At 60.4% G+C, this 12,222-nt stretch carries 10 protein-coding genes; 5 read left to right on the top strand and 5 right to left on the bottom strand.

Annotation, left to right across the window (positions count from 1 at the left end):
* Positions 1 to 58: 58 nt before the first annotated feature.
* Positions 59 to 823: a trans-aconitate 2-methyltransferase gene (gene tam / locus RGQ15_RS17700; protein WP_311162012.1), complete on the top strand. Its 765-nt coding sequence runs from the start codon at positions 59 to 61 to the stop codon at positions 821 to 823.
* Between the two features lie 98 nt (positions 824 to 921).
* Positions 922 to 1,920, top strand: coding sequence for a 2-hydroxyacid dehydrogenase (locus RGQ15_RS17695; protein WP_311162008.1), 999 nt, complete (start codon positions 922 to 924; stop codon positions 1,918 to 1,920).
* A gap of 3 nt (positions 1,921 to 1,923) precedes the next feature.
* On the opposite strand, the gene RGQ15_RS17690 is transcribed toward RGQ15_RS17695, so the two are convergent.
* Positions 1,924 to 3,333 carry a GntP family permease gene (locus tag RGQ15_RS17690; RefSeq protein WP_311162007.1) on the bottom strand — a complete coding sequence of 470 codons (1,410 nt, stop codon included), beginning with the start codon at positions 3,331 to 3,333 and terminating at the stop codon, positions 1,924 to 1,926.
* Between the two features lie 148 nt (positions 3,334 to 3,481).
* On the bottom strand, positions 3,482 to 4,456 hold the full coding sequence (locus tag RGQ15_RS17685; RefSeq protein WP_311162006.1) for an HAD family hydrolase: 975 nt from the start codon (positions 4,454 to 4,456) through the stop codon (positions 3,482 to 3,484).
* A 226-nt stretch (positions 4,457 to 4,682) separates the two neighbouring features.
* On the opposite strand from RGQ15_RS17685, the gene RGQ15_RS17680 reads away from it, so the two are divergent.
* Positions 4,683 to 6,596 (top strand): multiheme c-type cytochrome, encoded by a 1,914-nt coding sequence (locus RGQ15_RS17680; RefSeq protein ID WP_311162005.1) that lies wholly within the window; start codon positions 4,683 to 4,685, stop codon positions 6,594 to 6,596.
* A gap of 100 nt (positions 6,597 to 6,696) precedes the next feature.
* On the opposite strand, the gene RGQ15_RS17675 is transcribed toward RGQ15_RS17680, so the two are convergent.
* The 3 genes from RGQ15_RS17675 to RGQ15_RS17665 all read right to left on the bottom strand — a co-directional run bounded on the left by RGQ15_RS17675 (position 6,697) and on the right by RGQ15_RS17665 (position 9,708).
* Complete coding sequence (locus tag RGQ15_RS17675) at positions 6,697 to 7,761, bottom strand: quaternary amine ABC transporter ATP-binding protein (RefSeq protein WP_311162004.1); 1,065 nt, start codon at positions 7,759 to 7,761, stop codon at positions 6,697 to 6,699.
* Positions 7,754 to 8,638 carry an ABC transporter permease gene (locus tag RGQ15_RS17670; RefSeq protein ID WP_311162003.1) on the bottom strand — a complete coding sequence of 295 codons (885 nt, stop codon included), beginning with the start codon at positions 8,636 to 8,638 and terminating at the stop codon, positions 7,754 to 7,756. The genes RGQ15_RS17675 and RGQ15_RS17670 overlap by 8 nt, the downstream gene beginning before the upstream one ends.
* Positions 8,639 to 8,712: 74 nt before the next feature.
* Positions 8,713 to 9,708: an ABC transporter substrate-binding protein gene (locus RGQ15_RS17665; protein WP_409201354.1), complete on the bottom strand. Its 996-nt coding sequence runs from the start codon at positions 9,706 to 9,708 to the stop codon at positions 8,713 to 8,715.
* A gap of 371 nt (positions 9,709 to 10,079) precedes the next feature.
* Between RGQ15_RS17665 and RGQ15_RS17660 the strand changes: the two genes are divergently transcribed.
* A complete protein-coding gene (locus tag RGQ15_RS17660; RefSeq protein WP_311162002.1) occupies positions 10,080 to 11,240 on the top strand; it encodes an ABC transporter substrate-binding protein in 1,161 nt (386 codons plus the stop codon).
* Between the two features lie 54 nt (positions 11,241 to 11,294).
* The gene (locus tag RGQ15_RS17655; protein WP_311162001.1) at positions 11,295 to 12,221 is read left to right on the top strand and encodes a branched-chain amino acid ABC transporter permease; all 927 of its coding nucleotides are present in this window, start codon (positions 11,295 to 11,297) and stop codon (positions 12,219 to 12,221) included.
* Position 12,222: the final 1 nt, after the last annotated feature.

Raw genomic sequence — 12,222 nt, 5'->3', positions numbered from 1 at the left:
AGATCGCATGCAAGCTAATGAATGGTTGCGACGTCCTGGATGGAAGGGGACCTGATACATGGGATGGGATGCTACGCAATATTCGAGGTTTCTCGACGAAAGAACCCGCCCCGCTCGCGATCTGCTTGCGGCGGTTCCGTTGACCGACCCAGCGATCATCGTTGATCTGGGATGCGGGCCGGGGAACTCGACCGGCCTTCTGGCCGAGCGATATTCCGAAGCCGAAATCCAAGGCATCGATTCCGATCCGGACATGATCGCGGCAGCCCGAAGCAACCTTGCGGCCTGCCGGTTCACCGAAATTCCGATCGAGGACTGGCGCCCAACACGAGCACCGGACCTGATCTTTGCCAATGCCTCGCTGCAATGGGTGGGTGACCACGCATCGCTCTTCCCGCAGCTGCTGAGCCTCGCCGCGCCCGGTGGGGTTCTTGCCGTGCAGATGCCTGACAATCTGGATGAGCCTTCGCATCGTGCCATGCGCGCGGTCGCGGCGGACCCACGCTGGGCGGGCCGACTGCATGGGGCTGGAGAAAGACGCAAACCCCTTCTTTCCCCCCAGGAAATCCACGCCCTGCTCCGGCCACTCTGTTCGGCTGTGGACGTCTGGAAAACGACCTACCACTTCGAACTAGGCGGGACGTCGGCAATCGTCGAATGGTTCAAGGGTTCTGCCTTGAGGCCATATCTTGAATTGCTCGCGCCTTCCGAGCAGGACGAGTTCCTCTCTGCCTATCAGGCCGAAATCCGTCCCGCATATCCTGAAACCGCTGGTCGCTGCCTCTTGGCCTTTCCACGTCACTTCTTCGTCGCGCGGCGCTGAGAACTTCGGATGCAACTGTCTATCCCCTTCCGGGCGGTCCGGCTATCGCTTCAGCCAGAGTTATGGGATCGTGGCATGGCCCCAGAAAGGTTGCGACGATGCGTGTGACGGTGTTTTCGACCAAACCCTATGACAAGGCCGCGCTGAATCGGGCCAATGCCGCGTCGGATTGCCAGCTGCGGTTCCATTCATCACGCCTGTCGCAAGACACGCTGGCTCTCGCAGACAAAGCCGACGCGGTTTGCGTCTTCGTCAATGACCAGCTGGATGCCAAGGTGATTGCGGGCCTGGCGGAACGCGGCGTCCGTCTGATCGCGCTTCGCTGCGCGGGCTTCAACAATGTCGATCTGGTCGAAGCAGGCCGCCGGGGCATTGCGGTGGCACGCGTTCCGGCTTACTCGCCCCACGCGGTTGCCGAGCATACTATGGCCCTGATTCTGGCCCTTAACCGCAAGATAACCCGCGCCTGGAACCGCGTGCGCGAGGGAAATTTCGAACTGGATGGGCTGATCGGCTTTGATCTGCACGGCAAGACCGCCGGAATTGTCGGCACCGGCGCGATCGGCGTCGTACTGGCCCGCATCCTGACCGGCTTTGGGTGCCGCGTTCTTGCCCATGATCTTTTCGATAATCCCGATTGCCTCGAACTGGGGGTCACCTACGTTCCCGTTGCCGAGCTTCTGGCGCAAAGTCATATCCTCTCGCTGCACTGTCCCCTTACGCCTGGCACGAGACACCTGATCAATGCCGACACCATCGCCTCGATGCGGCAGGGGGCGATGCTGATCAACACCAGCCGCGGGGCGCTGATCGACACGGCAGCGGCGATCGAAGGGCTCAAATCCGGGCGGATCGGGGCTTTGGGTATTGATGTTTACGAAGAAGAGGGGGATCTGTTCTTTGAAGATCTGTCGAGCCAGATCATCCCGGACGATGTCTTTGCGCGCCTGCTGACCTTCCCGAACGTGCTGATCACGGGCCATCAGGCGTTTCTGACCACCGAGGCGCTTGACGCTATCGCCCAGATGACCCTTGCCAATATTTCAGCATTTTCGCGCAGCGGCGCCCCGCTTCATCCCGTGACGGCAGGCGCATAGAGCCTAGAGCGATGCGAGCGTGATGATCGCGACCAGTGCCACCAGCGGACCCGCGACGGCGACCACGAAGATGTCGAGATAGGATTTCGCATGGGTCATTCCGCATATGCCAAGCAACGTCACGACCGCCCCGTTATGCGGCAATGCGTCCAGCCCCCCGGTTGCGACCGAGGTGACACGATGCAGGAATTCGGGCGGGATACCCGCATCTCGACCCAAGGCGAGATACTGATCGCCCATGGCATCAAGAGCGATGCTCATGCCACCGGAGGCCGAGCCCGTGATGCCGGCAAGAATATTGACGGCGATCGAAAGCGAGATCAGCGGATTGCCACCCGATAGTTGCATCAGCGCATCGCGGATGGCGGCAAAGGCGGGAAGCGCAGCGATGACCGCTCCGAAGCCGACCAGGGACGCGGTGTTGAAAATAGGCATCAATGATGCGTGCGCGCCTTCCGATACTGCACCGCGCAACCCGCCCTGTCGCGCATTCAAGACCAGCACCAGCAAGCAGGCAACCGTCAGTGAAATGATGATCGACCACACGCCGATCACATCCTGTGGCCTCAGACCATCCCATCGAGGCTCAGCAAGGTAGGATAGATCCGCGGCAGGGAATATCCATTTCGACAGCAGGAAATTGGTGACGATGACCAGCACGATGGGAAGCAGCGCGAGCGGGGGCGATATCTGCCGCCCCGCTTGCCCCGTGTCTCCTTCTGGCAACTGCGGGGCATCCCTGACCACATCCGCGCCGACGCCGACCGGCCGTCTGCCGTCAAAGCCCTCTCCGGCGCGAAGGGCCGAAATGGATCGGTGCTTCAGCCAGGCATATCCCAAAGCCAGCATCACCAGCGCGGCCACGATCCCGAGGCCGGGCGCGGCAAATGGCGTCGTTCCGAAATACGGCATCGGTATCGCGTTCTGGATGGCCGGGGTTCCCGGCAGAGCCGTCATCGTGAAGGTGAATGCACCCAGTGCGATCGTGCCGGGGATGAGACGGGCCGGCAGATCGGCGCGCCGGAACACCGCCGCAGCGATCGGGTAGACCGCGAAGGCCACAACGAAAAGCGAAACCCCGCCATAGGTCAGGACCGCACAGGACAGGATAATTGCTAACATAGCCCTGCCCTCGCCCAGAATACGGACGCTGACCTCGCCGATGACCGCCGCCGCGCCCGATACCTCCATCAGCTTGCCGAAGATCGCCCCCAGCAGGAAAAGCGGGAAATATGTGACGATGAAGCCGCCCGTGTTGTTCATGAAGGTCTGGGTGTAGCTCGCAAGCACGGGCTCACCCGATGCTGCCGCGACCCCCACAGCCAGAAGCGGGCTCAGGACCAGGATCGATCCGCCCCGATAAGCCAGCACGATAAGCAGAAACAACGCGAGCAGGATTATGGCGATTCCCATTTGTGCTCCGAAACTGAGACGACATTCTGCATCGCGCCGCCGCCGCCTGACGGCGGCAAACACCGGCGAAGTCTATCGGGCGGAACGGCCCCGCAAGGTTGGCGGGCCCGTCAGTTCCCGCCACCGCACTCGCGATCGGTCGAGCTAGCTATTTCTTGCCGGACCAGATCCGGCTCCAGTCATTTGCCATATCGACCAGCACCCAGCCTCGTGCGTCGGCCTCGTCCAGACCGCGATCGAGAACGCCGATGGAACCTTCGCGGTCATAGGCGAATTCGCGTTCCCCATCAGTGTGGTGAACGATCAGGCCGAAAGTCGGCCCTTCGGCTTCGGTTGCGTATTGCAGCATCTGGAAGTCGCCATCCGAATTTCCGCCGACGAAGATCGGGCGTTTCCCGATGTGGCGATCGATTCCCACCGGCTTGCCCTCCTTGTCGTCGATGAAGGTCACTCCGCCATGCTTCATCAGCACGAATTTTCCATCCACCTCTTCGAATTTTGTTTCACCCTCTGTCCCGACGACGTTTTCCGGCGGAACGCCATAGGCCTCGTCCGAGAAAGAGCGGATGAAATGGACACCGCCACCAGAGACGATGTAGGTCGAAAACCCTTCATCCCGTAGATAGCTGAGCAATTCAACCATCGGCTGGTAGGTCATGTCGGCATAATGCATCCCGGTGGTAGGATGCGCAGCGGTCGAGAGCCAGTTGCTGGAATCTGCCATGAACTGATCCACCGTCATGCCGGAATGTGAAATGTTCAGGATCTCGATCAAACCCTCTTCGCCCTTGGCCATCATGCCCTGCATGTCGCCTTCGTTCGCGGCCTTCAGAACGTCTGATGAAAGGATCGACGGATCGGCAGCCGCCTTCTCCTTCAGCTTGTCGAGCGCGTAGAAAAGCTGGAAATAGGCGGGCTGCTCGGCCCAGAGTGTCCCGTCATTGTCGAAGGTCGCGATACGATCTTCCATGGCGACGAAGTCGTCCGAGGCCGGGTCCGTGACCTTCTCGACGAATTCGATGATCGCCGTCTTGGTCGGGGTGTCGTTCCAGGACGGAAGCGGGTCGGCAGTGGCAGGAATGGCAGAACAAAGAAGAACGGCAACGGTTTGCAATGCACGCATGGGTCGGCTCCGGTATCAGGTTTCCGATTGCTCCCGACAATTTCGGGAGATTGGCCGTCTAGGTGCGTTCAGAATGCCCTGAGGCGAGAGCAAGTCCAAGTCCGATGCACGAAAAAGGTCTGTTGCGGCATTACCGCCATCGCCGCCATCGACGATCTTTCCGTTGTGCTGCGCGCGCGAACGCAGCTAGGCTCGTCCCGACGCAGCCAAGCCCGAGCACAGACCGTTGATAGCCAGACTCTCCGCCCTTCTCCTCGCGCTGACATTTGGTCCGGCCATTGCTCAGGAAACTCCAGCCTATGTAGGGTCCGCGCAATGCGCCTCATGCCACGCGGCCGAGGCCGAGACGTGGAAGGGGTCACATCACGGCCTGGCATGGACCGAACCTTCACAGGATACGATCGTCGCCGATTTCGACAATTCCTCGTTCGAGGGCAACGGAATGACGGTCAAGTTCTCGCACGACGACAAGGGGTATCATGCTCGTGTCACCGAACGGGATGGGGTGACGACCGACTACACGGTCCATTCGGTGATCGGCATCGCCCCGCTTCAGCAATATATCTTCGAAACTGAACCGGGCCGCCTGCAAAGCTTCGACGTGGTCTGGGACGATGATCTGAAGAAATGGTATCACCTATATCCCGATCAGGAATTGCCACCCTCGGACGGGCTGCACTGGACGGGCTCCTACAAGAACTGGAACGCCCGTTGCGCCGAGTGTCACGCCACCGGATTCGAAAAGAACTATGACCCGGAGACCCGCAATTATCATTCGATCCAGGCCGAGATCGGCGTCGGCTGCGAAGCCTGCCACGGACCGGGCTCGAAGCATCTCGAATGGGTCGAAAACCGCATTCCTGTCTCGATCGCGGGGCTGGACGCCCATGGCTTCACGATGCCCACGGATGGCGGGGCCGAGAAATGGATCCAGCAATGTGCCGGCTGTCATTCCCGTCGCGAGGCATTCGGAGAGGGAAACCCCCTGCCCGGAACGCCCTATCATGATGCCTATCGCCTGTCGCTGCTGACGCCGGGGCTTTACCATTCCGATGGGCAGATCCTGCAAGAGGTCTATGAATACGGGTCATTCCTGCAATCCAAGATGTATGCGAAAGGCGTCAGCTGCATGAATTGCCACGACCCGCATTCCGCCCAGCTCGTCGCAGACGGAAACGCGGTCTGCCTGCAATGCCATTCGCCCGCCGGAAACCCCGATTTCCCCACCCTTCCGCTGAAAGAATTCGACAGCCCCGCGCATCATTTCCACAAGGAAGGCTCCGAAGGAGCGCTCTGCCGCAACTGTCACATGGTCGAGCAGACCTATATGGGGATCGACGAACGCGCGGATCACAGCTTCCGCATCCCGCGTCCCGATCTCGCCGCCGAGACCGGTGCACCGGACGCCTGCACCACCTGCCACAAGGACCAGACGGCCGAATGGGCCGCGACGAAGATCGAGGAGTGGTATCCTGACTCTGAAAAGCGCGGTCCCCATTTCGGCACGACGATTGCCCGGATGCAGACAGAGCCGGCCGGGGCGGTTCCTTCTCTTGCCGCACTTGCGCGGGACAAGAACTCGCCCGATATCGTGCGGGCGACGGCGCTATATCTTCTTGAAGCCGCGGCCGATCCCAAGCTCGCAGGATCGACAAGCGCCCTTTTGCGCGATCCAAGCCCGATCGTCCGGTCCTCGGCTGCGCGCTTGCAGCGCGCGGCCGCGCCCGAAGATAGCGTCAAGTACCTATCGCCGCTGCTGACCGATCCGGTCAGGCTCGTGCGTTTTGCAGCGGCGCAGGAGTTTCTGTCATTGCCAACGGCCGGCCTTTCGCAAAGCGTCGGGTCAAACCTCAAGCGGGCCATGGATGAATGGCGCGGATCATTGGGCAACAGGCTGGATTTCCCCGAGACGCATCTGGTGCTGGGCGGGCTTGCACTGACGATGCGCAACCTGACTGCCGCGACGGGTGCATTCCGCGAGGTCGTAAGGCTCGACCCCCAACGGGTCGAGGCCTGGGTCATGCTTGTCAGGATCGCGGCCGCTCAGAATGGCCCGGATGCCGCGCGCAGGGTTGTTGATGAAGCCCTTGCGATCAACCCCGAGGACCCTGCCTTGCGCGACCTTCGTTCGCAGCTCTGATCGCGAGTTCAGGCGTCGACAGATGTTCTCGCCGAATAAGAAAAAAATGGCCCCCGTGCACGAATGCTTGGGGGCCGATCCGTTCCTTGATTGGGGAAGCTCAGGCGCTCAGCGCCTCGGGGTCAAGATCCTCGCTCTCGTCGGGGGCGATCATTTCGGCCACCGCCTTCGCAAGCGTCACCATCCCAAGATGCCTGCCGGCAGCGTCGACAATGTTGGCCCGGTTCGCATCCGCCCCGGTCATCGCCCGAGCCGCCTCTTCCAAAAGGGCCGTCGCGGGCAGCGTCACTGGAGAGTCGGCCCGCGCCCCCTTGCGCATGATGGTCCCTACCGAGATCACATGCCCGCGCTTGATGTCACGCACGAAGCTGCTGATATAGTCATCGGCAGGGCGCAACACGATCTGCTCGCCCGTTCCCTGCTGGATGATCCGGCCGTCACGAAGAATGGCGATCTGATCGCCCAACCTCAGGGCCTCGTCGAGGTCATGGGTGATGAAGACGATCGTCTTGCGCAATTCCTGCTGCAGATCCAGAAGCACCGACTGCATATCGGTCCGGATGAGCGGATCAAGCGCCGAGAAGGCCTCATCCATGAGCAGGATTTCCGCGTCATTCGTCAGCGCGCGGGCAAGCCCGACCCTTTGCTGCATGCCGCCGGAAAGCTGGTTTGGATAGCTTTCCTCGAAACCTTCGAGCCCGACGCGCGCAATCCAGCGACGCGCCCTTTCTGCGGCTTCGCGGCGGGACAGGCCCTGAACAACAAGGCCGTAAGTCGTGTTTTCAAGAACCGTTCGATGCGGGAAAAGCGCGAATTTTTGAAATACCATCGCCGTCTTCCTGCGACGGAATTCGCGCAGCTCTGCCTGGCTCATCCTGACGACATCCTGCCCCTCGAAAATCACCTCTCCGGCAGTTGGTTCGATGAGCCGGTTGATATGACGGATCAAGGTCGACTTGCCCGAACCAGACAGCCCCATCACGACCTGGATGCGGCCTGCCGGGATGTCCATGTTGATGTCGTTCAGGCCCAGCACATGATTGAAACGGGACTTCAGTTCTTCCTTGCTCATGCCCGCCTTGACATCGGCGACATGTGCGGCGGCGTTGGGACCGAAGATCTTGTAGAGGTCGCGGATCTGGATGTCGTGTATCGCTTCAGCCATGGACGATCTCCAGATGCTTTTGCAGGCGCTTGCCATATGCCTGGGTCGAGCGGTCGAAGATGATCGCGATCGCGACGATCGCCAGACCGTTCATCACGCCAAGCGTGAAATACTGGTTGTTGATTGCCTGCAGAACCGGCTGACCCAATCCGCGCACACCAATCATCGACGCAACCACCACCATCGCAAGGCTCATCATGATGGTCTGGTTCACGCCTGCCATGATCGTCGGCAAGGCAAGCGGCATCTGCACATCCTTGAGCGTCTGCCAGCTGCTTGACCCGAAGGCGGCGGCTGCCTCGAGCATGTCTGCGGCGACCTGCCTGATCCCCAGATTGGTCAGCCTGATCACTGGCGGCACCGCATAGATCACGACGGCGATCACGCCGGGAACCTTGCCAAGGCCGAAGATCATGACCACCGGGATCAGATAGACGAAGCTGGGCATCGTCTGCATCATGTCGAGAACAGGCGTCACGATCGCATTTGCACGGTCGGAACGGGCCATCAGGATTCCCATCGGAATTCCGATCGCAACCGCGATCATGGTGCAGACCGTGACCATGGCGATTGTGCGCATCGTGTCTTCCCACATGCCGAAATAGCCGATCAGGCAAAGGGCGATCACACTTCCAACGACGATCTTCCAGTTTCGACCCAGCACCCAGATCGACCCGGCCAGAGCGATCAGGACGATGATCCACGGGGTGTCGATCAGAAGGTTCTCGATAAAGATCAGCAATTGCTGGACGGGGTGGAACAGGCTTTCCAGCGTGTCGCCATAGGCTCTGGTGAAATCGCGGAATGCGCCATCGATAGCCGTGCGCATGGCACGAAGATCGCCCCGGCTCATTGCCGGAAACTCAGCTAGGTCCATTTTTCTTCTTCTTTTGCGTCATGGTTTCGGCGTCCGGGATATCGGGGCGCCAGAAGGCGCCCCCGCATCGTCGCTCACAGCGCGCCCTTGACCTTTTCGGCCACGTCCTCGGGCAGCCAAGCGGTCCAGACCTGCGGGTAATTCTCAAGGAAGTACCAGGCGCCATCTTCGTTGGTGGCCTGATTGTCACCCATCCAGGCCAGGAGTTCGTTCACCGTCGTGTTCGACCAGGCTCGCTTGCCAAGATACTCCATGGTGACCGGATTTGCTTCCGCAAACTCCTTGGTCACAGCGGTAAAGACATCCGAACGCGGCCACTCGTTCAGATGGGGGTTCGCGCAGGTGTTCGAGACGGTGCAGTTATGCCAGTGCTCGGCATCATGTTCGACACCAAGATCCAGCTTCGTCATCTCGTACTTGCCCAGGATCGCGGTCGGGGCCCAGTAATAGCCCAGCCAGCCTTCATCACGGTTGAAGGCACGCGCGATCGAACCGTCGAGCCCTGCCGCCGAGCCGCTGTCAACTAGTTCGAAACCCTTCTCTTCTGCACCAAGGGCTTCGAACTGATTGGCGGTGATGGTCTGGCAGGCCCAGCCCGACGGGCAATTGAAGAACGCGCCCTTGCTTTCGTCTTCGGCGCCCGGGAAAAGTTCGGGATGCGACAGGGCATCCTCGATCGTCTTGATATTGTTCTTCTCCGACAGCCAGGTCGGGACCCAGAACCCTTCGACGCCACCATCGCTCAGGATTTCCGAGGCCACGATGATCCGCCCCTCCTTCGTCGCCGCTTCCAGCGGCACCTTGACCGCGTTGACCCAAAGCTCGGGAGCGATGTCAGGTTCGGCCTTCTCGTTCATGGAGGTAAAGGTGGGCACCGTATCGCCGGTCACCAGGCCGACATCGCAGCCATAGCCCTCTTCCAGAATGATCTTGTCGACCCAGGCGGCCAGGCCTGCCGAGGCCCAGTTCATTTCGGCGATCGTGAAGCTTCCGCAATCCTCGGCCGCATGGACCGCTTGCGCAGCCGTCATCAGGCCCAGAAGAGCCGCCGAGCTTCTCAGCAATTTCATGAAGTTTGACCTTTCGTTTCTTGTCCATCGAAAGAGACCCTTTGGGACTCCGCGACTGGCCGCCGGATGGCAGCCGCAAGCACGTGGGCTTGACATGAGCATACCTAAAAGATTCGCAAATGTCACATGTTCCTGCGGAGTTAAATCGTATCCATATGAAATATATTGAAAATTAACGTGATTTCCCGCGACCGAACCTCGCTTGACGCAAGGTCAATAGATGATCGCGTAACGCTGTCCTTTCAGGCTGCAAGATCGCATCAGCGTCAGGAATGCGGCCCCTCGGCGGTTTTTCCTTGCGTCGGGGAAATTTCCTGTAGGAGTTTGTTCGCGCTGCAACCTTTTGCCTTGCGAATGAAGAGGAACACTTGATGGGTCGTCGTCTTGCCTTGTGGACTGCGCTGGTCCTGCCTGCTTTGCCATTGACCGGCCATGCCGATGAGCCTCTCAAGATCGGAGTCCTGGTGACACTTTCGGGGCCGCCTGCGGTCTTGGGCGAACATGCGCGCGACGGGGTCCTGCTGGCGGCCAAGAAACTGGGGGGCTCGATCGGTGGCCGCAGCACGGAAGTCATCGTGGTGGATGACGAGGGCAAGCCCGATATCGCGGCGCAGAAGGCACGCGAACTGGTCGAGCGGCAAAACGTGGACTTCGTGATCGGGCCGATTTTCTCGAATGTGATGAATGCGATTGCGGGGCCCGTGACCGATGGCGGAGCGATCCTTGTTTCGCCCAATGCGGGGCCGTCGAACTTTGCCGGCAAGGACTGCAATCCCAATATCTTTGTCGTGTCCTATCAGAACGACCAGATGCCGCAGGTTCTGGCTGAATACATGAACCGTCAGGAAGTACCCAATGCCTATGTCATGGCCCCGAACTATCAGGCAGGGCAGGACAGCCTGAACGGGTTCAAATCGGTCTACAAGGGCGATATCTCGGGAGAGCTTTTTGTGCCGCTGGGTCAGCTCGACTTCTCTGGCGAACTGGCACAGATCGCGGCCATGCAGCCCGCGGCCGTTTACGCCTTCATGCCAGGGGGCATGGGGGTCAATCTTGTCAAGCAATGGGGCCAGGCGGGGCTTTCGGACATTCCGCTGATGTCGGCCTTTACCGTCGATGAAACCACCCTGCCGGCTGAACAGGATGCGGCGGTGGGCATGCTGACCGGATCGAACTGGGCGCCTGATCTCGACACACCCGGCAATGCGGAATTCGTCAAATCCTTCGAGGAAACCTATGGTCATGTCCCCTCACTTTACGCGATGGGGGGCTACGATTCCTTGATGCTCCTCGACAGCGCGATCCGCAAGGCAGGGACCACTGACCGCGAGGCGCTGCGCGAGGCGATAAGGGCCGCCGACTTCCCCAGCTTGCGCGGCGAGTTCAGCTTTTCGTCCAACCACTTCCCCGTTCAGGACTTCTACCTGACAAAGGCGATCAAGGCCGAAGACGGTTCCTATCGCACCTCGGTGGTCGAAAAAATCTTCACCGCAGCCGCCGACAGCTATGTCGCCGAGTGCCCAATGAAGTAAGCCGCCGATCGCGTCGGGCCCCACGGGCGCGGCGCGATCGGCCGAGGACCCAAGATGTTCAACCTGTTCCTGCTGCAGCTCGTCAACGGAGCACAGTTCGGTATCCTGCTGTTCTTGGTCGCCGCTGGCCTGACACTGGTCTTCGGCATCATGGATTTCATCAATCTCGCGCATGGCGTGCTCTACATGGTGGGCGGCTATGTGATGGCCGCGCTTACCGGCTCGACCGGCAGCTTCTGGTTCTCGCTCGCACTTGTGCTGCCAGTCACTCTGGGCGTCGGAATAGTTCTCGAGTTGCTGGTTTTCCGACACCTTTACGATCGCCCCCATCTTGACCAGGTGCTTGCGACCTTCGGGCTGGTGCTGGTTCTCTCGGAACTTGTCAGGATCTTCTGGGGCTCGGCACCACTTTCCGTGCCCATGCCCGAGGCATTGTCAGGCTCGATCGCACTTGTCGGACCGATGCGCTATCCGATCTACCGCATCGCAGTGATCGGGACAGGGCTTGCGATCGCAGCAGGGCTCTGGTTCGTCATCACCCGAACCCGCATCGGGATGCTCTTGCGGGCGGGGGCCGCAAACCGTGAGATGGTCGCAGCGCTGGGTGTGGATATCAACCGGCTTTTCATGCTGGTCTTTGCAGCCGGAGCGATGCTCGCAGGCTTCGCAGGAGCGATCGTCGCCCCCATCCTGTCAGTAGATCCGGGCATGGGGGATTCCATCCTGATCCTGACCTTTGTCGTCATCGTCATCGGCGGCGTCGGCTCGGTCAAGGGCGCGTTCTTCGCGGCCCTTCTCGTCGGCACGGTCGATACTTTGGGCAGGATGTTCGGCCCGATCCTTCTCAAGGCGGTGATGGAACCCGCCGCGGCCGCCCAGGCCGGGCGGACGTTGGCACCCATGCTGGTCTACATCCTGATGGCCGCCGTGTTGTTCTGGCGGCCCGCCGGTCTTTTCGGACGCACGGCGACGCCACGATGAA

The sequence above is a fragment of the Paracoccus sp. MBLB3053 genome, from assembly GCF_031822435.1.
Classification (GTDB): domain Bacteria; phylum Pseudomonadota; class Alphaproteobacteria; order Rhodobacterales; family Rhodobacteraceae; genus Paracoccus; species Paracoccus aurantius.
Note: the sequence above shows the minus strand (reverse complement) of the source record. Positions and strands in the feature narration are given on the sequence as shown.